The sequence below is a fragment of the Paenibacillus sp. FSL H7-0918 genome (genome assembly GCF_038007025.1).
GTDB classification, from domain to species: domain Bacteria; phylum Bacillota; class Bacilli; order Paenibacillales; family Paenibacillaceae; genus Paenibacillus_AQ; species Paenibacillus_AQ odorifer.
In genome coordinates this window covers 22728-45940 of sequence record NZ_JBBOWJ010000005.1, presented here as the reverse complement: position 1 = coordinate 45940, position 23213 = coordinate 22728, and the positions used below count along the sequence as shown (strand labels likewise).

Below are 23213 nucleotides of genomic sequence, written 5' to 3'. Positions count from 1 at the left end.
TCATTTAAAAATTTATGGTGGAGCCAAGCGGGATCGAACCGCTGACCTCCTGCTTGCAAGGCAGGCGCTCTCCCAGCTGAGCTATGGCCCCATAAAATTACTCTATAATGTTATATGGTGGGCCTTGGTGGACTCGAACCACCGACCTCACCCTTATCAGAGGTGCGCTCTAACCAACTGAGCTAAAAGCCCATATAACATATATAACATTGTGAATCAACCAATGAATTGGTTGTCCGCTTGGCAACGTCCTACTCTCCCAGGACCCTTCGGTCCAAGTACCATCGGCGCTGGAGGGCTTAACGGTCGTGTTCGGGATGGGTACGTGTGGAACCCCTCCGCTATCGCCACCAAACGCATACGAAAGAGACTTGCTCTTTCAAAACTGAACACGAGTGAGTGTTCGAACCCGAAGGTTCTATTGTGGAAGCTAAGCTTCCGATTTGAATGTTCTCATTGCAGAGAACGATTCTCCATAGAAAGGAGGTGATCCAGCCGCACCTTCCGATACGGCTACCTTGTTACGACTTCACCCCAATCATCTACCCCACCTTCGGCGGCTGGCTCCCTTGCGGGTTACCCCACCGACTTCGGGTGTTGTAAACTCTCGTGGTGTGACGGGCGGTGTGTACAAGACCCGGGAACGTATTCACCGCGGCATGCTGATCCGCGATTACTAGCAATTCCGACTTCATGCAGGCGAGTTGCAGCCTGCAATCCGAACTGAGACCGGCTTTGATGGGATTGGCTCCACCTCGCGGCTTCGCTTCCCGTTGTACCGGCCATTGTAGTACGTGTGTAGCCCAGGTCATAAGGGGCATGATGATTTGACGTCATCCCCACCTTCCTCCGGTTTGTCACCGGCAGTCACTCTAGAGTGCCCAGCATTACCTGCTGGCAACTAAAGTTAAGGGTTGCGCTCGTTGCGGGACTTAACCCAACATCTCACGACACGAGCTGACGACAACCATGCACCACCTGTCTCCTCTGTCCCGAAGGCCGCTGCTATCTCTAGCAGATTCAGAGGGATGTCAAGACCTGGTAAGGTTCTTCGCGTTGCTTCGAATTAAACCACATACTCCACTGCTTGTGCGGGTCCCCGTCAATTCCTTTGAGTTTCAGTCTTGCGACCGTACTCCCCAGGCGGAGTGCTTACTGTGTTAACTTCGGCACCAAGGGTATCGAAACCCCTAACACCTAGCACTCATCGTTTACGGCGTGGACTACCAGGGTATCTAATCCTGTTTGCTCCCCACGCTTTCGCGCCTCAGCGTCAGTTACAGCCCAGAAAGTCGCCTTCGCCACTGGTGTTCCTCCACATATCTACGCATTTCACCGCTACACGTGGAATTCCACTTTCCTCTTCTGTACTCAAGCCACCCAGTTTCCAGTGCGACCTCAGGTTGAGCCCAAGGTTTAAACACCAGACTTAAATAGCCGCCTGCGCGCGCTTTACGCCCAATAATTCCGGACAACGCTTGCCCCCTACGTATTACCGCGGCTGCTGGCACGTAGTTAGCCGGGGCTTTCTTCTCAGGTACCGTCACTCCGGTAGCAGTTACTCTACCGGACGTTCTTCCCTGGCAACAGAGCTTTACGATCCGAAAACCTTCATCACTCACGCGGCGTTGCTCCGTCAGGCTTTCGCCCATTGCGGAAGATTCCCTACTGCTGCCTCCCGTAGGAGTCTGGGCCGTGTCTCAGTCCCAGTGTGGCCGTTCACCCTCTCAGGTCGGCTACGCATCGTCGCCTTGGTGGGCCGTTACCCCACCAACTAGCTAATGCGCCGCAGGCCCATCCCTCAGTGACAGATTGCTCCGTCTTTCATTCTTCTCTCAGGAGAAAAAAGAAATTATCCGGTATTAGCTACCGTTTCCGGTAGTTATCCCAGTCTGAAGGGCAGGTTGCCTACGTGTTACTCACCCGTCCGCCGCTAAGTTATTTTGAAAGCAAGCTTTCAAAATAACTCCGCTCGACTTGCATGTATTAGGCACGCCGCCAGCGTTCGTCCTGAGCCAGGATCAAACTCTCCAATTAGTATTGAAAAGAGCGATATGCTCATTTTGAAACATCTGACGAGAAAATTAATTCTCTAATTTGGATTTCACTTACGTGATTTCCCACTCACTCGTTGTTCAGTTTTCAAAGATCAATGTCTCATCTTTCGTCGTCGTTGCTTGTCAGCAGCGACCTTTATAATATATCACAGCGCCTTTGTTTTCGTCAAGCATTTTTTTAATTTCTTTTTTTGCTTGACCATTTCAGCAAGTTGTTAATCAACAGCTTGTCCAAACGGGCGAGACTTAATGTATCATATTTTTCAAAGCCACGTCAAGCATTAAAATAAAATTATTCTTAATCCGAGTAACATAACCACGCCAGGAAGCCCAAGAATCGTTACTGCGCCTATAGTTGCAGGGTTCAAAGGGATATACACCTGCGTGAGCAAACCTGAGAAGTTCACTACATATATCCCGAGTGCAGCCAATACCAAATGAACCCCAAATAAACTTAGCCACCCAAAACCCAGCTTTTTTCTAAATACAACTAAACCTAATAAGATAACGGATAATATCAATACGCCCATAGCTATCATTCTAAGCATGTAGATCCCCCTTATACATTTATTTATAAGCCCTTATATTTGACTGCTGTTCAACCCCATGCTTTTTGCATGTTTGAGATGTATCTGATATTTACGTTCTGCAGCCTCCAAAATATATATCGCGTAATCTATCTGATCCTGTCCCAACGCCTCGTCGAACATCAGGTACGCCCTCTCCCACTCTGAATGCGCCTTACGGACCTCTAAGAGGGTTTCCCATCCCTCACTTTCCTTTGCGCCTTGTTCCTTATCCACTCCCCACCACAGCTCTCTCCACCATCCCATTTCAATTCCTCCTCAGAATAATTCTGATGCAAAATACACATCTCGTTATTCTCATTCATATCGGGATAGGGACAAACTTAGAACAAAAAAAAGGAAACCCGAGGGCTTCCTTTTTGAAAAATACCACTATAGAGCTGCTAGAATAGCTCGCGACGGCCTTCCAACGCTTTGGACAAAGTAACTTCATCAGCGTATTCAAGATCGCCACCTACAGGCAAGCCATGAGCTATCCTGGTGATTTTAATCTCAAACGGCCGAACAAGACGAGAAATGTACATCGCCGTTGCTTCTCCCTCAATGTTGGGGTTAGTCGCCATTATAAGCTCACTTACTCTCTCATCACTCAGACGGGTCAATAATTCTTTCAGGCGAATATCATCAGGGCCGATACCTTCCATAGGTGAAATAGCACCCTGAAGAACATGGTAATATCCATTAAACTCCTTGGTTCGTTCTATAGCCACCAAATCCTTAGAGTCTTGAATCACACATATCACTGAAGGATCTCTAGTTTTGTCCTGACATATCTTACATGGGTCCGTATCCGTAATATTACAGCAGACCGAGCAATAGTGAAGATTGCGTTTGACGCTTACTAGCGCTTTTGCAAAATCAATGACTTCATCCTCTTTCATGTTAAGCACATGAAAAGCTAACCGGGCGGCTGTCTTCGGTCCAATCCCGGGCAAACGCGTAAAAGCATCGATCAGCTTAGCTAGCGGTTCGGGATAATACAAATTAATAATTCTCCTTTAGACTGAAGTGGAGTGGGCTATTAGAACAAGCCTGGGATCTTCATTCCACCAGTGAATTTACCCATGTCATTGTTAGCAAGCTCTTCAGCTTGAGTCAATGCATCATTTACAGCAGTGATTACAAGATCTTGCAGCATTTCAACATCTTCCGGATCAACGGCTTCCGGTTTAATTTGAATAGACAGCAATTTTTTGTGGCCGTTTACTTGAACAGTAACTACGCCGCCACCTGATGAACCCTCAATAACCTTGCCTCCGAGTTCCTCTTGAGCTTTAAGCATTTGCTCCTGCATTTTCTTAACTTGCTTCATCATTTGGTTCATATTATTCATACATCGTCTCTCCTTTGGAATGCGCAATTAGCGCTAGTATGTTTATATTACTCTTTTATGACAACAAGGTCTTCTCCAAAAAGCTGGATAGCCTCATCAATCCAAGGTTCAGGTTTAGCTTCTGCAGTATCGTGTTCATGCTCCAGCTGCAGTTCTTCTTTGCCAGTCTGTCCCACAGACTTCTGGGCAGCTTCATTCCAGTCACGAAGCATCATGGTTACAAGTCTATAAGGTTTGCCTAGACGCGCTGCAAGCACACTCTCAATAACCTGTCTGTTTGCCGGCTTCTCAGTAGTATCGCGGTGAATCGTGTTCTTGAATGCAACAAGTACCGCATCCTCCATAATCGATACTGGCTCACCGTCTACAAACCATGCATGAACCGTTACCTTTTCCTCTTTTACTCCCTGCAGGACAAGGCTCCACTGTTTATAGATAGCTGCAAAATCGGGACTATCCTTACCAGCAATAAACCTATCTACGTTAGGAGGCATTTTGGAGGCTGAAGAAACCCGCGGTGTTGGAACCGCGTGCGATTTCGGTGCAGGAGAACCATCACGCCCTCCTCCGGAAATACCACCGGATTGCATTGCCTGTTCCAGCTTCTTCTCCAGTGCTGCGATCTGTCTTTTGAGAAGATCCAGTTCACCAGAGTCAATGCTCGAATTATTCGCGCTTACTCCGGCATTTGTTTCACCTAACGGAGCAAATGCGGCACTCTGACTTACCTCTTGCTGCAAGCTGCAAAGCTTCATCAGCGCCACTTCAAACAGTGTCTGAGGATGTGTTGCGTATTTCATTTCACCTAGGTATTTATTGATTGTATCTACAATCTGAAATAGACGCTCCCGAGAAAATGCGGTGGCCATATCTTTAAATTCAGCAGGATTCAGCACCCGCTCTGTTAATTGATCGGCCTCGGGTACCATCTTAATCATCAATAAATCACGGAAATAATACATGAGATTCTCTAGGCATTTATCTGCACTTTTACCTTCATGCATAAGCTGCTCAACGAGCTCCAGAAGAAGACCCATATCACCTTCTAATATGGCAGTGGCAAGACGTGCAAATTGCTCGGAGGGAATTCCCCCTGTCATTCCTAACACTTGCTCGTACGTAACATTACCATCTGTAAAGGATGAAATCTGATCCAGCAAGCTCAATGCATCACGCATACCACCATCAGATAGACGGGCAATATACTGCAATGCGTTGTTATCCGCTGTAATCCCTTCCTTCTCACAAATAGCAGTCAGATGGGCGGTCTGTTCTTCTAACGCCACTCTACGGAAGTCAAAACGCTGACAACGGGAAATTATTGTCGCCGGCAATTTGTGAGGTTCCGTTGTCGCAAGAATAAACATCGCATGTGACGGCGGTTCCTCCAAAGTCTTTAATAGAGCATTAAAAGCTTCTGTCGTCAGCATATGCACTTCATCAATGATATACACTTTACGGCGCACCTCGGTAGGTGCATACTTCACCTTCTCACGCAGATCACGAATCTCCTCTACGCCCCGGTTTGATGCCGCATCTATTTCCTGCACATCCATTACATTACCCGCAGCGATTCGCAAGCAGGATGGACATTCGTTACAAGGTTCCGGACCTGGCCCACGTTCACAGTTAACCGCTTTAGCTAAGACTTTAGCAGCACTTGTCTTACCAGTTCCCCGCGGACCGCTGAACAGATAGGCATGCGAAACCCGCTGTTCACGAATTGCGTTCTGCAGCGTTTGGATAATGTGCTGTTGTCCAACCATGTCTTGAAACGACTGCGGCCGCCAAGCACGGTACAGCGCGATATGTTCCACTATGCATTACCCTCTCTTAAGCTGCCGCTTTCCCGGCATTTGTCGCAAATTTATTATACTATATTCATCGGCTATTGACCAAAAACAAAAAGCATCTTTGCTTGTGGCAAAGATGCTATGATAAACAGAATTATAAACCGTGCACCTGTTATTGATGGCTACGATCCAAGCGGCAACCCTACATGACTGCTCGAGTTAGGCCACCCTCCGGCACAAGAGTAATCTTACTTATGGCTGCTTCCTTCCGGACCTGACCAGGTTCATAAGCACTCATTGCGGAGGACCCAACTGTCAACACAGCCCGTAGGAACCAAGGCCTCACATCGATAGCACCTCTAACAGGAATTCAACCTCGCTACAGCGGATTGCGAGTTACAGGGCACCGCTACCTCCCCGTCTAGCACGGCGAAGATAAGTATAGCTCACGCTCGGACAAAAATCAACTCTAAGACATAAAATGAGCCCCTCAGCTATACAGCTGGGGGCTCAATCTAACTGTTAAGCCGCAAAGCGACTGTTCGAATTAGATACCATATTTCTTCTTAAATTTATCAACGCGACCGCCGGCATCCAAGAACTTCTGCTTGCCAGTGAAGAACGGATGGCAGTTGGAGCAAATTTCGACACGAAGCTCTTGTTTAACAGAGCCAGCTTCGAAAGTGTTGCCACATGCGCAGGTTACCTTAGTTACATTATACTTTGGTTGAATTGCTTCTTGCATTTTGAATTTCACCTCTCATGCCCTAAGCCTCATGCGGACCCAGAGTTATATGATTACACTGTGGTATTTTAGCACGAAATATCAAATTGGGCAATATGTTTCATTTTTACATTTTAGCTGCTTAAATATTGATTCCCCGCCGCTTAGCCCGCGCCATATCTGCTGGTGGCACATGTGTATAAGAGCCTATAACTACATCCGGCAGTTCATCGCGGAAAATATCAAGCATCGTCTTCATCCCAAGGATTTCACCCTGGGCAGGAGGAATCAACTCTAAATAACTCTCCGGGTCAATGTTTAGATTGCGCATCTGAATAAGCTTCAGATCAGTACGTCTTACAAACTCCAGCATCGCTTCAATCTCTTCTTCGCGATCAGTCACTCCAGGGAAGATCAGATAATTGATCGATGTGTAAACCCCCTGCGAAGCAGCGTATTTCAAAGATTTTTCTACATTGGCCAATGTATAACCGCGTGGTTTGTAATAAGCATTATAATGGTCATCAAGGGCACTGATTGTGCTGACACGCATCAAATCGAGCCCAGCATCAACGATTCCTCGCATATGATCGCTTAATCCCGCATTGGTGTTGATATTGATATAGCCCATATCAGTAATCGAGCGCACTTCACGAATAGCTTCTATAATAAGTTTTGCCTGCGTGGAAGGTTCCCCTTCACAGCCTTGTCCAAAGCTGATAATCGATTCAGGCGTCTTTAAATGCTCCAACATAACTTGTGAAATTTCGTTGACCGTAGGCCGGAAATTCATCCGAGTCTGCGGAGATACAAAGCCGCTATCATCAGGTTGCTCAGAAATACAGCCAAAACATCCAGCATTACATGAATAAGAGACGGGTACACCGCCCTCCCAACGCCCTAAAAAGGTATTGGAGGAAGTCAGGCATTCATAGCCAAGCGCACAGTTAGAAAGATGCTCATAGAGGCGGTTATCAGGATATTTGGCTGTCATCTCACCAACACTGACTTCAAGATCTTCTTTGTCACAATTAAGTGGATTCCATTTCTCTGGATTATCGGTAGGGTCTGCCGCAACATAGAACCCGCCATCCTTCCACACTACAGCCGAATACCCAAACAGAGGAAGCTTATAAGACTTATCTGTCTTCACATAACCAGGAAGACATAGACGAGTGTAGCCTTGCGGCAGCAGCGCTCCGACAGCCTGCGAACCTTCCGGCAAAGACATCATTTCACCCGTCTCAGGATTCATACCCACAGCACGTGTACTAGGCAAGCCCACGAGCGTAGCACCTTCTGGTAATGGAATTAATTCTTCCTCCAGCATTTCAACAATCATATCCCCACTACGGGCTAGCCCGTACAGTTCAGGATGATCATATACGTTTCCTTGCCCGTCGGCATATACCAAATACATGTTAGTCTCCTCTTATTATCAATTCTCAAGTTGTAGGTACTGAAGGTGTCTTCGCCCGTGTGGTACGACGAGCAGCTGTACCGCTGTTGGAGGTGCCTCCGTTACTTGCAGTCCCGTTTGGTGTTGTTTTTGCCCCAGCAACGTCAAAGGATGCCAAGAACTCAGCATTAGTCTTCGTATCACGCAGCTTTTTGATGAATCCCTCCACAAAATCGTAGGACTCGTTCATATTTTTGCGAATCGCCCAAATCGTATCCAGTTCTTCTTTGCTCAAGAGCACTTCTTCGCGACGTGTACCTGAACGACGAATATCGATAGCTGGGAATATCCGGCGTTCCGCCAATTTGCGGTCCAAATGAAGCTCCATATTACCGGTACCCTTAAATTCTTCATATATAATATCATCCATACGCGAGCCAGTATCTATTAATGCTGTTGCCAAAATAGTTAATGAGCCGCCTTCTTCCACATTCCGTGCAGAACCAAAAAACCGCTTCGGCCGGTGAAAAGCCGCCGGGTCAATCCCCCCGCTAAGTGTACGTCCAGATGGTGGAACCACCAGATTATAAGCACGCGCCAGACGCGTAATGCTATCCAAAAGAATAACTACATCCTTCTTGTGCTCAACTAAACGAAGTGCCCTTTGCAACACAAGCTCAGCCACTTTAATATGATTCTCTGGAAGCTCATCAAACGTCGATGCAACCACTTCGCCTTTTACAGAACGCTGCATATCGGTTACTTCTTCAGGACGTTCATCAATCAGCAATACAAAGAGCTCAATCTCAGGATTATTAGTGGAAATACTATTGGCAATTTCTTTTAAGAGGAGCGTTTTTCCTGCTTTTGGAGGTGCTACAATCAAACCCCGCTGCCCCAAACCTACAGGAGCGAGCAAATCCATTATTCGGGTAGACAAATGAGTAGGGGATGTTTCAAGCGGTAGCTTGTCTTGCGGATAAAGTGGTGTTAATGCTGGAAAATGAAGACGCTCCGCTGCACTAGCAGGGTTCTCGCCATTAACGGCATTGACTTGAAGCAGGCCAAAATATCGTTCATTTTCTTTTGGTGTCCGACATTTACCAGACACAAGATCTCCGCTTCTGAGATCAAACTTACGAATTTGTGAAGCTGAGATGTAAATATCTTCAGCACTGGGCAAATAGTTAATCGGCCTAAGAAATCCATAGCCCTCAGGCAAAATTTCTAGTACGCCTTCCATAAACATGAGACCGCTCTGCTCTGCCTGTGCCCGAAGGATCGCAAAGATCAGTTCCCGTTTCTTCAGCTGTCCGTAATAAGGAATCTGGTATTTCTTGGCCAGCTTATATAACTCGGTCAGCTTCATTTCTTCCAGATCGGAAATTTGAAGATCCATGTAATAACCACCTATTCAATTTTTAAATGAGTTCTTCCTAGTCTATCTACTAGGCAAAAATATGATTCTATTAAAATGCTCATTAGGTTAGTATTACCCCAAATGGAAGGAAATATGCGGTTTGGCCGCAAATTAATACTCCTTCCAAGCGGGATATCCTAATATTATTCATTCTCACGCCAAACATGAGCACCAAGTTGCCGAAGGTTGCTCACTAAATTATCATAACCACGATCAATATACTCTACGCCGGTCACTTCAGTAATACCATCTTCTACTGTTAACCCGGCAATGACAAGGGCTGCACCCGCACGCAGATCAGCTGCCTTTACTTTAGCAGCATTAAGTTTACTGCCCTCAATAATTGCAGATCGGCCTTCAACACGAATCTTTGCGCCCATTCTTACCAACTCTGGCACATGCTTGAAGCGGTTGCTGTAGACGAAATCGCTAAGCACACTAACCCCTTCTGCCTGTGTCAGCATACTTGTCATAGGAGATTGTAAATCTGTAGGAAATCCAGGATAGGTCAGTGCTTTAACATCTGCATGTTCATAATTAGCTCTACCTATAACTCGGATACTTTCATCAAGCTCTTCAATATCCACGCCCATCTCTAAAAGCTTGGCTGTTAAGGCTTCCAAGTGCTTAGGAATAACATTATCTATCAACACATTACCGCGCGTAGCCGCAGCGGCAATCATATAAGTTCCTGCTTGAATCCGATCGGGAATAATGGAATGACGGCAACCGTGCATTTCCGAGACCCCTTCGATCCGGATGGTTTCTGTACCAGCGCCTTTAATAACAGCGCCCATAGAGTTCAATAGGGTAGCTACATCTATAATCTCAGGCTCTTTAGCCGCATTTTCAATAATTGTAGAGCCTTTGGCTCGTGAAGCCGCCAGCATGATGTTTATAGTGGCACCTACGCTTGATACGTCCAGATAAATCTTCGCACCGCGTAGCTCTTTTGCATATAAGTGGATAGAACCATGTTCGTTGGTAACTGTTGCTCCCAAAGCCTCGAATCCCTTGATATGTTGATCAATTGGACGAGGTTCAAAATTACAGCCACCAGGAAGACCTATTGTCGCTTCTTTGAATCTTCCAAGCAGAGCTCCCATCATATAATACGAAGCTCTAAGTTTCTTAACCGGCCCATTGGGCATTGGAATAGATACAATACGTGAAGGGTCAATTCTCATCTGATTGCCTGACCAGGATACATTAGCGCCAAGCTCTTGCAAGATTTCGGAGTATACGGCTACATCACTAAGGGACGGTAAATTATCCAGAACAACTTCAGATTCGGCCAAAATTGCCGCAGGAATAAGCGCGATGGCACTATTCTTTGCTCCACTGATGGTTACAACGCCCTCTAGCGGACGTCCACCGCCAATCATTAATTTTTCCATAGATTTATCAATTTCCCCCTACGTGTATTGCAGCTGGGTGGGCAATACGTGCTGTGGACTTTTAGTGATGAAAATGGAAAGACACCGGCTAAGCGGTGTGCTTTCCTCATCAAACTATTCAACTGGACAGAGTAATAGCCCTATCCTTTAACAAATTGCTTGTCCACCTGAGGCGGAAGCTACAATGATTAGGCTTTGTTGTTGGATCCAAATTCGCGAATTTTACCAATAACGGTTTCTTTGATTGCATCACGGCCTGGTGCGATGAATGTACGTGGATCGTAAGCATCAGGTTTAGCAGCTAGAACTTCGCGAACCACTTTTGCGAACACGATTTGGTTCTCAGTGTTCACGTTGATTTTGGAAGTACCCAGGGAGATGGCTTTCTTGATGTCATGTTCAGGAATACCTGTACCACCATGAAGAACCATTGGGATGTTAGTAGCGTCACGGATTTCTTCCATTTCTTTGAATCCGAGGTTAGGCTCGCCATGGTAAGGTCCATGAACGGAACCAAGTGCAGGAGCCAGGGTGTCGATACCTGTTTCTTTCACAATACGTACGCACTCATCAAGCTTAGCATACATGATGCCGCCGATAACGTCGTCTTCTTGTCCACCAACAGTACCTACTTCAGCTTCTACAGAAACGCCTTTAGCGTGAGCATATTCAACGACTTTTTTAGTCATATCGATGTTCTCATCGATTGGGTGATGGGAACCGTCGATCATTACGGATGTAAATCCAGCATCAATTGCTGCTTTACATTTATCAAAGCTAGATCCATGGTCAAGGTGGATAGCTACAGGAACAGTGATATTCATGTCAATAATTAGACCTTCAACCATTTTAACAACAGTAGTGAAGCCGCCCATGTGGCGTGCTGCGCCTTCAGATACACCAAGGATTACTGGTGATTTTTCTTGTTCAGCGGCACCAAGAATAGCTTGAGTCCACTCCAAGTTGTTAATGTTGTACTGACCTACTGCATATTTTCCTTCAAGTGCTTTGTTCAACATGTCTGTCATAGATACTAATGGCATGGTTTCATCCTCCTAAGAATGTTGGTTGGCTATGTTTTTAAACCGACATCACATACAGGCTTATTATAGCACATCCTGTGTCAAATACTAAATAGGGTAAACAAAAAAATGTCCCGGTGGGACGATTTTTATCCAGCCCATATAACAATTACACTCATCCTCTTCGGAGTCACCACGCTAAATAGGACCGATACAGAAATCACCGTTCTAACTGCATTGATCCACAGACTTGTTATGAAGATGCATGTTTACCGCTACGCGCATTTCGTCTATGTCGAACGGCTTTGTAAAATGCATTAACGCCCCTAGCTTGGTCGCCTCCTTAATCATGTCCAGTTCACCATAGGCCGTCATCATAATGACCTTAATGGACGGATTGATCTCCTTTAGATGCTTCAGAATCTCGAGTCCATCCATTCCCGGTATTTTCATATCGAGTAAGACCAAATCGGGTGACTCGCTGCGAACAATGTCTAATGCCAATTTTCCGTTAGCCGCTTGAAATGTTGTATATCCCTCACTATTGAACACTTCCATAAGAAGAATCCGGATCCCATTCTGATCATCGACAATTAATACTTTCTTCTTTTCCATACGATACCCTCCCAGAAATTAAGGCAGATTGACTATACCGCGCTCTCCACAGCGACCGGCCCCTTTAGAAACTACTCCATACGAAACCTATTATTCGTGCTTTACTGTCCAAATCCTGCTAATTGGATAAAATGGGTAAATAAAGAGTCTAAAATGAAATAAATGTCAGTTACAATATTTCTATTAAAGGGTAATACAAAAAGAGAGCCTTCGGATGAAGGCTCTCTTCGACTATTTAAGAACCGAGGGTTCTTTCTGTCTGTGTATAAATTATTGCTGCTCGGAATGCGTCAAAGAGGCTTTGACAAATTCACGGAATAGCGGTTGCGGGCGGTTCGGACGTGAAGTGAATTCCGGGTGGAATTGAACCGAGAGGAACCACGGATGCTCTGGAAGCTCTACGATCTCAACTAGACGGCCATCCGGAGAAGTTCCGGAGATAACCAGTCCTGCTTTTTCAATTTCGTCACGGTAAGCATTGTTGAACTCATACCGGTGACGGTGACGCTCATATACCAGTTCATCATCATAGCAAGACATTGCCAGAGAGTCCGGAATAATCTTACAAGGATACAACCCAAGACGCATAGTGCCGCCCATATCTTCAATATCTTTTTGCTCAGGAAGCAAATCAATCAATGGATATTGTGTATTTGGATCGATTTCGGAGCTGTTTGCACCTTGTAGTCCAAGAACAGAACGGCCATATTCAATTACAGAAACCTGCATTCCAAGGCAAATGCCAAAGAAAGGTATCAATTGCTCACGGGCATAACGAATAGCGGAGATTTTACCTTCGATTCCCCGATCACCGAAACCACCAGGAACAAGAATACCGCCAATACCACGCAGCATTTCGTCCACGTTCTCATCCGTAATTTCCTCTGCATTCACCCAGCGGATCTTAACCTCTGCATTCGCAGCAAAACCTGCGTGTGAAAGTGATTCAACAACGCTCAAATAGGCGTCATGCAGTGCTACGTACTTACCTACAATTGCGATTTCTACTGTCTTCTCTAATTTCTGAATCCGGCTAAGCATACTTTCCCATTCGCGCATATCTGGCGCAGGTGTTGTAAGCTTCAAATGATTAACAACAATCTCGTCCAATCCTTCATCACGAAGGTTCAATGGAACTTCATATAACGTCGAAGCATCGCGGCATTCCACAACAGCATTAGCATCAATATCGCAAAAGAGTGCGATTTTGGCTTTCATATCTGCGGAAAGCTCATATTCCGTACGGCACACGATGACATTCGGTTGAATACCGATACTGCGCAGCTCTTTAACGCTATGCTGTGTCGGCTTCGTCTTCACTTCTCCAGCAGCCTTGATATAAGGAATCAAGGTTACGTGGATATACATCACATTTTCCCGGCCAATATCACTCTTGATTTGACGAATCGCTTCCAGGAACGGAAGACTTTCAATATCCCCTACAGTACCGCCGATCTCTGTGATAACAACATCAGAGTTGGTCTCGCGGCCCGCGCGGAACACGCGTTCTTTGATCTCATTCGTAATATGCGGGATAACTTGTACAGTTCCACCCAAGTACTCTCCACGACGTTCCTTGCTGATTACGGATGAATAGATCTTACCTGTCGTCACATTGCTGTTCTTCGACAGATTGATATCAATAAACCGTTCATAGTGCCCAAGGTCAAGGTCAGTCTCTGCACCGTCATCCGTTACGAAGACTTCTCCGTGCTGGTAAGGGCTCATTGTTCCAGGGTCTACGTTAAGATACGGATCAAATTTCTGAATCGTTACCTTTAGACCTCTGTTCTTGAGCAGCCTGCCCAGCGAAGCGGCGGTAATGCCTTTACCCAGGGAAGACACAACGCCACCCGTTACAAAAATATACTTTGTCACTGTAAAACCCTCCTAAATAAAGTCCAAACATAAAAGCGGCACATGGTGTTTATCGTAACCCGTTTTACTATCATCAAAACAGGGGAAATCAAAAGTTTAATTCACCGGGGAAAACATAAACCGTCATCCCTCAAATCCCATTAATCTACAGCTACTTTGCATCTAAAAAAACAAAAAAGTGACACCCGTAGAACCGGGGCACTTTTTATTTTAGAAAACACGTTTATTAACTTACATGATAAGCCCATGCAATAGTTTACTCTGACGATCCCCCACTGTCAAGGGAGGAATTATGCCACAGACAAGACTCTTCTGATTATTGATCTTACTTGTCATCCTCGGAATCTTCATCGTCGCCATCTTCTGCATCGTCTTCGTCCGTATCGTCTTCGTCTATGTCATCTTCATCGATCACGACATCTTCGTCGACTTCTTCTTCGCTGTCGTCGTCAGAATAGAGGTCGTCGCGATCTTCATCGATAGCGTCGAAATCCTCTTCTTCAGCTGTGTAGTTTTCTTCTTCATCAGCAAAATCGTCATCTTCCAAATCATCGTCTTCATCGTTGATGATGCGCACCCGTTTAGTGTTACCAACCGGATCATCGGAGCGCTCAAGAGGATACCAGCGTTTCAGTCCCCAAAGGTTGGTTCCGACACAGGCAAAACGCCCGTCAATGTTAATCTCGGTATATAACTGGGCAATAGTATCTTGGCTTTCTTGATCGGTCATGCCGCGTAACTTGGCTACCTCGACCATCAGATCACGGTAATAATACGGTGTATTGGCTGCTTTAAGCACCAGAAAGGCAAGATCCACCATTGGCATTTCTTTAACTTTCTCAGGGTCTAGCTTTAAATTGAGTGGCGTACTCACTAAAGGACACTTCCTCTCACGCATTGTTCACATTACGGTTTATTTCAATAATATCCATTAACAAAACTAAGTAAAACCTATTTAACAACAAAATGCAAGTCAAATGCAAGAACCGTCCAACAGAAAAAGCCTCCTGCTTATTATCCATACAGGAAACCTGTCTTCATCAAGAAGAGTTGATATGTAATTGTAGCAAGGTTCGCCGCACCCAAAGTTTTTAGAAATGGGATTTAAAAAGGCGGAGGAAGACCTCCGCGCATGACTGTATCCACGCCAAGGATCGGCTCCTTACGGGATGTTACAAAGAGAGTTTTAATCTCTTCTGTTTATTTTATGTAAAGCGCCGTCTTTTGACACGCTGGGCAGCCCATTTCCTTAAAAAAGGGCAAGTTCCCATTCGGACCCCTCCCTCCGCTCATACAATATGGCAGCAGGGCACCGAGGAGGGACAGCGAAACCTATGGACTATTACAAATTTTGGAACATGCTTCTTGAAGAAATATCGGTTGCCCCCAAAAATGGTGAGCGGCGTATTCTTACCTTCAACGATCCCCGCCAGTATGCCGGAGCTTTCTCCCAATGGAAGGCTCTAAAAGCAAAGCAGCCCGAGCTGCGGCAAGTACAGGTATCTCCGCTGATTCGGGCCTTCTTCGTGCCCGCTGCCGCCGGAAAGCTGATGAACCGATTTGCAGACCTTCTAAATGTCGAAGACGATCTGCAAATCCAAATCCATTCCATAGCTAACGAAAAAAGTGGAATCGCAGCGCTCCCATGGGGGGTGAAAGCGATTCATGCTCCTCAGGCATGGTCTAAATCAACCGGAGTTCACGTCAAAATCGGCGTCATTGACACCGGAGCGGATTACCGTCATCCCGATCTGAAGCATTCATTAGCCACTGGAGTCAACCTACTACACCGCGGAATGCTGCCGCTGGATGATAATGGGCACGGAACTCATATCGCCGGAACCTTAGCGGCAGCAGGGGGGAATCGCGGAATGATGGGAGTGGCGCCGCGAGCGCTGCTATATCCAGTCAAGGCTTTTGATCATAGTGGATCAGCCTATGTATCCGATATTGTGCTAGGTATTGATTGGTGTGTGCAGAACCGAATCGACGTCATTAATATGAGCTTTGGAATGAAGACTAGAAGCAAGGCGCTCCACAATGTGGTTATAAAAGCGTATCGGGCCGGAATCGCCGTCATTGCCTCCTCTGGGAATGACGGCAAACGTGGCGGGGACTATCCCGCACGTTATCCCGAGACGATAGCCGTGGGCGCCATCGATAAAAGACACCGGGTTGCCGGCTTCAGCAATCGCGGTTCATATATCGATGTATACGCGCCCGGCGAAGGCGTGCCCTCCTGCTGGCTGAAGGAGGGCTACAAAGAAATGAGCGGCACCTCCATGGCGACCTCGCATGTCACGGGAGCCGCCGCACTGCTGCTCGCACTGCGACCGGGCCTCACGCCAAGGGAGCTGAAGCTGCTCTTGCGCCGCACCGCGTCCCCGGTGCGGCTGCGTAAGGGGCAGCGCCGCGCATCCCTAGGCGGCGGCTCTGCCGATGCCCTACGCCTGCTGAGAGCAGGAGTAAGGGCGAAGCGTTCGGTCTCCGCGAACGTGTAGACCCCGCCCGGGCACCGGGTGGGTCACTCTGACGTTAGCGCAGCTGATGCCGGTACGAAGAACGGCAGCAAAGAAAAATCCGCCCCCCAGGAAACCGGAAGGCGGATTTTTTGTCGTTTGCTGTTGATTTACATGCGATCCGGTGCAGAAACTCCGACAAGACGCAGTACATTGGCAATAGTAGTACGTGTTGCGCCCAGCAGTGCAAGACGCGCCACGGTTTGAGCAGCATCCTCAGTAATTACACGTTCAGCTTTGTAATAACTGTGGAACATCGCAGCCAGCTCATATACATAACGGATGAGGCGATGTGGAGCATAACCTTCAGCCGCAACAGCGATTTCTGCCGGGAGCTCACCAATTTTGCGCAGCAGGTCATATTCATGCACTGCTGTCAGCTTGGAGAAGTCAATTTCCGCGTAATCAGGGATAGAAATCCCTTGCTCCTCTGCCTGACGGAAAATACTGCAAATACGCGCATGCGCATATTGAACATAGAATACAGGATTTTCATTAGAAGTAGAGATCGCCAAATCCATATCGAAATCAAGATGAGAATCCATGCTGCGCATGGTGAAGAAATAACGAATCGCATCGATTCCTACTTCCTCCATCAAATCTTCCATCGTAACCGCTTTGCCGGTACGTTTGGACATTTTGACCTTTTCACCATTCTGGAACAGGCTGACCATCTGAGCAATCAGAACCACTAGCTTCTCAGGATCATTGCCAAGGGCTGACATTGCCGCCTTCATCCGCGGAATATAACCATGGTGATCAGCGCCCCAAATGTTAATCATTTTATCGTAACCGCGGCCATACTTATCGCTGTGATAAGCAATATCCGGGGTAAGGTAGGTATATGTGCCATCATTTTTGATCAAGACACGGTCTTTATCATCCCCGTATTTTGTCGTTTGCAGCCAGGTTGCCCCATCTTGCTCATACACTTCTCCACGATCACGGAGCTCGTCCAGCGAGCGCAGTACTTCTCCGTTCTCATACAGCGAGGTTTCACTGAACCAGATATCGAAGTTTACACGGAAAAGACCTAGATCACGTTTAATTTTATCCAACTCTTTATTAAGTCCATAGGTCCGGAAAAAAGCAGCGCGCTCACTAGGGCTCATCTCGAGCAAGGTATCGCCCTTTTCTGCCACAAGCTCCTTCGCAAAACCCTTAATATCCTCACCATGGTAACCATCTTCCGGCATTTCTGCCTCTTGACCCAGCTCCTGCAGGTATCTGGTTTCAATGGATTTACACAGATTAGCCACTTGGTTACCGGCATCATTAATATAATATTCCCGGGTCACCTCGTAACCTGCATAATCAAGCACATTACACAGCGCATCACCGACAGCAGCACCACGAGCATGCCCTAAATGTAGGCTACCCGTTGGATTGGCACTGACGAACTCCATTTCAACCTTCTGACCTTGACCCAGATTAATACGGCCATAGTCATCCCCCTGCTCAGCAACAAGGCTGATGATTGGGTACAAGTAATTCTTAGACAGGGTAAAGTTAATAAAGCCTGGTCCTGCAATCTCCGCTTTCTCAATAGAAGCTCGGCTCGTATCCAAATGCTCAATAATAGCTTCAGCAATCTGGCGTGGATTACGTTTAGCAATTTTGGTCAACTGCATGGCAGCGTTCGTAGCCAAATCACCATGCGCCTTATCTCTTGGCACTTCAAGTACAATATCCGGAACCTCTTCCGGTGCAACCAGCCCAGCATTCACAATCGCATCGGCGATGGCTTCTTTTACCCGTTCATTTACAAGCTCTAACGGATTCTTACTATGTGTCATAATTTCGGTTCCTCCTGTATATGCAAACTAATAGCGAACTTTCCTGTCAATTCCTCGTAAACGTACAAATCATATTCCCAGGCAACCGTTAAAGAACGCCCTTCGCGCACAACTTCCAGCTTGTTCGTTTCCGTAGAAAGATTGAACTGCGTATATGGCGAGCGGTAGAATCCTGGCAGACGCCGTCCAGCTTCAAAGCTCTGCTCCGACTGAATCCCGCCATGGCGGATTAGCTTCAGTTGATTGCCTGCAATCTTTATCGTTGTACGAACAGAAACTTCCTCTCCGCGAGGACCCTGCTCTAATTCTTCATATTGAATATATAGATGCGGTCCCTTGGATGTTACTTCTCCATTCGCTTCCATAACATTTCGCTGACCATCTTGAAGGCTCACGAGCGTAATAGAGACATCATATTTGTCAGACTGTATTTCAGGCATCACACGTTCCTCCATTCTGCAAGCCTCTGCATTCTGCATAAGAAAAACGTCTAATGGCAAAGCTTAAACATTTTTATATTAATCAAAGGCCTATTTCGCTTTCCCATTGTACACTATAATCCAGTTCAAAGAAGCATTTCAATACAGAATCAAGCATATCTTCATAAGCACATAAAATATTACCATATTGATGATTAAAAGCACACTTTGAACGTCCATTCTCTATGTATATCATTTACTTCGATAATATTTGCACCTACCAAGCACCTATCGGACATAGATGACCTGAAACGCAGTATGATTCCATATTCGGTGTGATAACGGACCCCTTAGTCGCTATTGGCATAAAAAGCAACCCATTTGAACCTCTTTCTAGGCAATAGTGTTACTGGAGTCCGAAACCCTATCCCAAAGGCCGAAAATTTGCAAATAACGTCAACTGGGTCCGTACCCCTCCGAGGATGAGGGATCTGATAAGGCCACTGATAAGGGTACTATTCAAGCAAGCAACCAAGGATAAAAAATACAGAGCAGCGATTCTCCAAGTATCCGGAGAATCGCTGCTCTGCTGTTTATTTGCGATGTTTACAATACTTCGGACCCTTATATTTTTTATTGAAGAGAATTATTGGGTCATCACTTTTAAAGAAAACCTGCGTTCCCATGAAGCTCCGCCGTCTTTGGTCACATACAAGGAAGAGTAATCAAGCTCACGGATGGCGAGCCAGCCCTCTTTATTACTAGTGAAGGAGATTACCCCGTCATAACCAGCGAGCTCCGGAAGATTAGTCCATTGCTTACCGCCGTTATAAGAGCGTCCAACTGCCACTTTCTCTGCTGCTGGAGAAAATCCCACTAAAAAAGATGTGCTGTTTCCCACAAGCTGCAGGTTCCCGGGTTTGCCAGCGGCTGGCCCTTTATTGAATTCAGCCTTGCCACTGCCTGGTGCAGGTCCGCCGCCGGCAGTTTCCTCAGCGATCACACGATTCCAACTTTTCCCCCTGTTCGCACTTTCATACAGCGAGTAGGAGGTCTGACTCATCCCCGTACCGCCATAGAGCACTACAGCGACCTGATCTCCCTTAGCGGAGATTTGTCCAAACTCGGGCTCGGCAAAAGCCGCCTTCAGTGAAAGGCTCCAAGTTCCCCCTCCATCTGTGGTCTTCATTACCCGATATCCGCTTCCCGGCACGATTACAACCGCCCAGCCGGTATTCCGGTCACTAAAATAAGCGCCTCGTGTATTGGGTGGGGTGGAAATTTTACTCCAGCTCAGCCCCCCGTCTTTGGTGTAAAACGTGGCGGCTCTCTCATAAGCAAAACCTTTCTTACTATCGATAAAATTCATTCTTTCAAAGCTGACGGCATTGTTCGAAAGTCTCTTCCACTCCGAGCCACCGTTAGAGGTACCAATTAAATATTGAGCCTGCCCCTCCTCTACAGAAGCAAGAGCAAAGCCATGTACATTATCGGGAAAATCGAATTGTTTGAAGCTCCATTGGCCTTGATAGATCTCTTGAAAATGGCAACCTCCGTCAGAGGTACCAATCATAAATCCATTACCTGCTGCCCGTCCGGTATTCCCATTCAAAAACTGAACATCAGAAAAGCTAAGCGGTGTGGATACATCGCCTGAATGCTTGTTTTGCAGGGCCTGTAGCAAGCCGTGATCTCCCGTGCCGCAAGTCACTGGTGCTGGTGCAGCCGCAGCATGTACAGAAGTTACAGGTGCACTCCAGCCCGAAACCATAATAAGCGTCGCCGAGAGGGCGGTTATTGTCGTCTTATGAATCCTTTTCGTCCATTTCATGATGACACCTCCTAATATGTATATACCCTTACTCACAATCTCTACTCTGTTATACCGCCAGAGAGGATACCCTATCTACCTTAAACAATCACAAAATAGAAACAATTTGTTACCCTCCATATCCCTAATGAATATCCTTCCAGATCCTTCCCCATAATATGAAAGAAAGGAGTCTGGTGCCATGACACGCGAATCAACGAATCCACCGAAACGAAAAAGCCGCTTCCGGCGTTTATTTCGGCTGCTGGCAGCCTTGATCATATTATTTGTATTAACCACCGGAGCTCTGCTCGGTTATCTATATCAAAAAGATCTTCCACCGATTAGCGATGATGTGCGCTCCAAGCTGTTTGACTCCCGGGGCAATGTTCTTGCCACCTTTACCTCAGACGGCCGCAGCCGTGAACCCGTCAAATTAAGTCAAATTTCTCCCCTGCTCATTGAAGCTACACTAGCAGTCGAGGATCGTAAATTTTATGAGCATTCCGGATTTGATCTGAAAGGGATGGCACGAGCTGTTCTTGTCAATCTGGAAGAGGGGAACCGGTCGCAGGGTGCTAGTACGCTAACTCAACAGCTCGCACGTAACCTCTACCTATCCCATGAAAAAACGTGGACGCGCAAGGCTAAAGAAGCTGTCTATACGATGCAGCTGGAGATGAAATACAGCAAAGATGAAATCCTGAACATGTATTTAAATAATATCTATTATGGCCACGGTGCTTACGGCATTGAAGCAGCCTCACGGATGTATTTTGGTAAATCTGCAGCTAATTTAGACCTGGCAGAGAGTACCATGCTGGCTGGAATTCCAAAGGGACCTACCTATTATTCACCATACAACCACATGGACAATGCTAAAAAGCGCCAGAGAATCATCCTGACCGTCATGGCGAATTTAGGTAATATCACTCAGGAAGAAGCCGGACAAGCTGTCCAAGAGAACTTAAACTTCAAGCCGCAAGGACAAAAGGATACGCTTGTAGCTGCGCCTTATTTCCGGGATTATATCCGCAATTTGGCTATAGAATCGCTCCACATCAGTAATGATGAGCTGGAGCAAGGCGGACTAAATGTCTATACCACCCTTGACCCTGACATGCAGCATGCCGCAGAAAATGCCGTTGACACAGAGATGGATCAAACTAGTGATCTGGAGACTGCGCTTGTATCCATCGATCCTCGCACCGGTTACATCAAAGCAATGGTCGGCGGAAAAAATTATCGTACCAACCAGTACAATCATGCTTTGGCCACCACACGCCAGCCGGGTTCTTCCTTTAAGCCGATTATGTATTTGGCCGCACTCTCTTCCAAAGAGATGACAGGACTTTCGGTCTTCAATAGTCAGCCAACGATGTTTCATTATGATAACAACCGCAAAACGTATCAGCCCCGAAACTTTGGGGATAAGTATCTGGGTGAAATTAATATGCGGCAAGCTATCGCAGCATCGGACAATATCTATGCTGTTAATACAATTATGAAGATCGGCGCGGATAAAGTGAGCGAAATGGCTGCGAAAATGGGCATTGACAGTCCACTTCAAAGCGTACCTTCGCTGGCACTAGGCACTTCACCGATCAGTCCGCTTGAAATGGCTGCGGCTTTTGCTGTAATTGGAAACAGCGGTCAGAAAATGCCGACCACAGCCATTCTAAAAATAACCGATTCAAATGGCATAGTCCTGTATGAAGCACCTCAACCCAAAGGAGTAACCGTCGTAGAACCTTCAGCTGCCTATGTACTGACTCGTTTAATGGAGGGGGTATTCGAGACTGGGGGGACGGGCAATCGTGTGGCTTCCATAATCAAACGTCCGGTAGCCGGCAAGACTGGTACTACGGATACAGATGGCTGGATGGTAGGTTTCACCCCGGAGCTATCCACGGCAGTCTGGGTTGGATACGACAAGGGGCGCGACATCGCAACTACCGACGGACGGCGTGCAGCTCCCATTTTCGCCCAATTTACTGAAAAAGCGCTTGAAAATGTCCCTCCAAAAATATTCCCCATTCCAGATGGAGTGGTCAGCGTATACGTCAATCCGCAATCCGGTAAACTTGCTACAGCAGCATGTCCCGACAAAGAACTGGAAACCTTTATTAGTGGAACTGAGCCCACCGAATACTGCGAATTGCATGGAACTGGGGCCGCTCCTGCTGTCGATGACACACAAAGCAAGGTAGATCCTGCTGAAGAGAATCGTTCCCTATGGAAGAACATTAAACGCTGGTGGTTGAATTAGCCTCTTCATTTATATTGAAGGGGTTTTTCTTTTTTTATAAGTCATATATTGTAGTAACAACAGGATTTCTAAATTCAAATATCACTTGTCGCATAAGGGATGTAACCGTTTTATTTATTATGCTTACCCCATTCTCTTAACTCACAATTACTGCTATAATAGTTATTAGAAACCA

Annotated in this window: 18 protein-coding genes, 2 tRNA genes, 2 rRNA genes and 1 other RNA gene; 2 read left to right on the top strand and 21 right to left on the bottom strand. The window is 46.5% G+C overall.

The window, feature by feature from the left end; all coding sequences use genetic code 11:
• Positions 1-15: 15 nt before the first annotated feature.
• From MHI15_RS27655 to rpoE, 18 genes are all read right to left on the bottom strand, one after another.
• Positions 16-91, bottom strand: a tRNA-Ala gene (locus MHI15_RS27655).
• A gap of 24 nt (positions 92-115) precedes the next feature.
• Positions 116-192: transfer RNA gene (locus tag MHI15_RS27650), tRNA-Ile, on the bottom strand.
• Between the two features lie 46 nt (positions 193-238).
• Positions 239-355 (bottom strand): 5S ribosomal RNA (gene rrf / locus MHI15_RS27645).
• 124 nt (positions 356-479) lie between these two features.
• Positions 480-2037: ribosomal RNA gene (locus tag MHI15_RS27640) — 16S ribosomal RNA — on the bottom strand.
• Between the two features lie 301 nt (positions 2038-2338).
• Positions 2339-2605, bottom strand: a complete 267-nt coding sequence (locus tag MHI15_RS27635) for a pro-sigmaK processing inhibitor BofA family protein (protein WP_341165145.1) — start codon at positions 2603-2605, stop codon at positions 2339-2341.
• Between the two features lie 33 nt (positions 2606-2638).
• Positions 2639-2890, bottom strand: a complete 252-nt coding sequence (locus MHI15_RS27630) for a DUF2508 family protein (protein WP_341165144.1) — start codon at positions 2888-2890, stop codon at positions 2639-2641.
• Between the two features lie 137 nt (positions 2891-3027).
• Complete coding sequence (gene recR, locus MHI15_RS27625) at positions 3028-3627, bottom strand: recombination mediator RecR (protein ID WP_036679922.1); 600 nt, start codon at positions 3625-3627, stop codon at positions 3028-3030.
• A 38-nt stretch (positions 3628-3665) separates the two neighbouring features.
• Positions 3666-3977: a YbaB/EbfC family nucleoid-associated protein gene (locus MHI15_RS27620; protein ID WP_036679924.1), complete on the bottom strand. Its 312-nt coding sequence runs from the start codon at positions 3975-3977 to the stop codon at positions 3666-3668.
• Positions 3978-4024: 47 nt separating this feature from the next.
• The gene (gene dnaX, locus MHI15_RS27615) at positions 4025-5794 is read right to left on the bottom strand and encodes a DNA polymerase III subunit gamma/tau (RefSeq protein ID WP_076280419.1); all 1770 of its coding nucleotides are present in this window, start codon (positions 5792-5794) and stop codon (positions 4025-4027) included.
• A gap of 137 nt (positions 5795-5931) precedes the next feature.
• Positions 5932-6200: signal recognition particle sRNA large type (ffs, locus tag MHI15_RS27610), an RNA gene on the bottom strand.
• Positions 6201-6317: 117 nt separating this feature from the next.
• Complete coding sequence (gene rpmE, locus MHI15_RS27605) at positions 6318-6515, bottom strand: 50S ribosomal protein L31 (protein ID WP_036679927.1); 198 nt, start codon at positions 6513-6515, stop codon at positions 6318-6320.
• A gap of 121 nt (positions 6516-6636) precedes the next feature.
• Entirely contained in the window at positions 6637-7914 is a 1278-nt protein-coding gene (locus tag MHI15_RS27600) for a radical SAM protein (protein ID WP_038568079.1), read from the bottom strand.
• Positions 7915-7939: 25 nt separating this feature from the next.
• Complete coding sequence (gene rho / locus MHI15_RS27595) at positions 7940-9292, bottom strand: transcription termination factor Rho (protein ID WP_036679930.1); 1353 nt, start codon at positions 9290-9292, stop codon at positions 7940-7942.
• Positions 9293-9456: 164 nt separating this feature from the next.
• Positions 9457-10710 (bottom strand): UDP-N-acetylglucosamine 1-carboxyvinyltransferase, encoded by a 1254-nt coding sequence (locus MHI15_RS27590; protein ID WP_036679932.1) that lies wholly within the window; start codon positions 10708-10710, stop codon positions 9457-9459.
• Positions 10711-10898: 188 nt separating this feature from the next.
• Positions 10899-11753: a class II fructose-1,6-bisphosphate aldolase gene (fba, locus tag MHI15_RS27585; protein WP_036679934.1), complete on the bottom strand. Its 855-nt coding sequence runs from the start codon at positions 11751-11753 to the stop codon at positions 10899-10901.
• A 207-nt stretch (positions 11754-11960) separates the two neighbouring features.
• Entirely contained in the window at positions 11961-12347 is a 387-nt protein-coding gene (locus tag MHI15_RS27580; RefSeq protein WP_036679935.1) for a response regulator, read from the bottom strand.
• 270 nt (positions 12348-12617) lie between these two features.
• The gene (locus MHI15_RS27575; protein WP_076130377.1) at positions 12618-14225 is read right to left on the bottom strand and encodes a CTP synthase; all 1608 of its coding nucleotides are present in this window, start codon (positions 14223-14225) and stop codon (positions 12618-12620) included.
• Positions 14226-14550: 325 nt separating this feature from the next.
• A complete protein-coding gene (gene rpoE, locus MHI15_RS27570) occupies positions 14551-15099 on the bottom strand; it encodes a DNA-directed RNA polymerase subunit delta (protein WP_036679939.1) in 549 nt (182 codons plus the stop codon).
• Between the two features lie 460 nt (positions 15100-15559).
• On the opposite strand from rpoE, the gene MHI15_RS27565 reads away from it, so the two are divergent.
• Positions 15560-16726, top strand: a complete 1167-nt coding sequence (locus MHI15_RS27565; RefSeq protein WP_036679942.1) for a S8 family peptidase — start codon at positions 15560-15562, stop codon at positions 16724-16726.
• Between the two features lie 128 nt (positions 16727-16854).
• On the opposite strand, the gene argS is transcribed toward MHI15_RS27565, so the two are convergent.
• The 3 genes from argS to MHI15_RS27550 form a co-directional block, all read right to left on the bottom strand.
• Entirely contained in the window at positions 16855-18540 is a 1686-nt protein-coding gene (argS, locus tag MHI15_RS27560; protein ID WP_036679944.1) for an arginine--tRNA ligase, read from the bottom strand.
• Positions 18537-18980: a DUF1934 domain-containing protein gene (locus tag MHI15_RS27555; protein ID WP_036679946.1), complete on the bottom strand. Its 444-nt coding sequence runs from the start codon at positions 18978-18980 to the stop codon at positions 18537-18539. The genes argS and MHI15_RS27555 overlap by 4 nt, the downstream gene beginning before the upstream one ends.
• Before the next feature lie 625 nt (positions 18981-19605).
• On the bottom strand, positions 19606-20790 hold the full coding sequence (locus MHI15_RS27550) for a hypothetical protein (protein ID WP_076280418.1): 1185 nt from the start codon (positions 20788-20790) through the stop codon (positions 19606-19608).
• A 181-nt stretch (positions 20791-20971) separates the two neighbouring features.
• On the opposite strand from MHI15_RS27550, the gene MHI15_RS27545 reads away from it, so the two are divergent.
• Entirely contained in the window at positions 20972-23038 is a 2067-nt protein-coding gene (locus MHI15_RS27545) for a transglycosylase domain-containing protein (RefSeq protein ID WP_076280417.1), read from the top strand.
• Positions 23039-23213: the final 175 nt, after the last annotated feature.

Excerpts from the sequence above, each read along its gene's own strand:
- MHI15_RS27635 (WP_341165145.1), bottom strand. The coding sequence starts at position 2,605 with ATGCTTAGAATGATAGCTATGGGCGTATTGATATTATCCGTTATCTTA.
- MHI15_RS27630 (WP_341165144.1), bottom strand. The coding sequence starts at position 2,890 with ATGGGATGGTGGAGAGAGCTGTGGTGGGGAGTGGATAAGGAACAAGGC.
- MHI15_RS27620 (WP_036679924.1), bottom strand. The coding sequence starts at position 3,977 with ATGAATAATATGAACCAAATGATGAAGCAAGTTAAGAAAATGCAGGAG.
- rpmE (WP_036679927.1), bottom strand. The coding sequence starts at position 6,515 with ATGCAAGAAGCAATTCAACCAAAGTATAATGTAACTAAGGTAACCTGC.
- MHI15_RS27600 (WP_038568079.1), bottom strand. The coding sequence starts at position 7,914 with ATGTATTTGGTATATGCCGACGGGCAAGGAAACGTATATGATCATCCT.
- rho (WP_036679930.1), bottom strand. The coding sequence starts at position 9,292 with ATGGATCTTCAAATTTCCGATCTGGAAGAAATGAAGCTGACCGAGTTA.
- MHI15_RS27590 (WP_036679932.1), bottom strand. The coding sequence starts at position 10,710 with ATGGAAAAATTAATGATTGGCGGTGGACGTCCGCTAGAGGGCGTTGTA.
- fba (WP_036679934.1), bottom strand. The coding sequence starts at position 11,753 with ATGCCATTAGTATCTATGACAGACATGTTGAACAAAGCACTTGAAGGA.
- MHI15_RS27580 (WP_036679935.1), bottom strand. The coding sequence starts at position 12,347 with ATGGAAAAGAAGAAAGTATTAATTGTCGATGATCAGAATGGGATCCGG.
- MHI15_RS27565 (WP_036679942.1), top strand. The coding sequence starts at position 15,560 with ATGGACTATTACAAATTTTGGAACATGCTTCTTGAAGAAATATCGGTT.
- argS (WP_036679944.1), bottom strand. The coding sequence starts at position 18,540 with ATGACACATAGTAAGAATCCGTTAGAGCTTGTAAATGAACGGGTAAAA.
- MHI15_RS27555 (WP_036679946.1), bottom strand. The coding sequence starts at position 18,980 with ATGCCTGAAATACAGTCTGACAAATATGATGTCTCTATTACGCTCGTG.
- MHI15_RS27550 (WP_076280418.1), bottom strand. The coding sequence starts at position 20,790 with ATGAAATGGACGAAAAGGATTCATAAGACGACAATAACCGCCCTCTCG.
- MHI15_RS27545 (WP_076280417.1), top strand. The coding sequence starts at position 20,972 with ATGACACGCGAATCAACGAATCCACCGAAACGAAAAAGCCGCTTCCGG.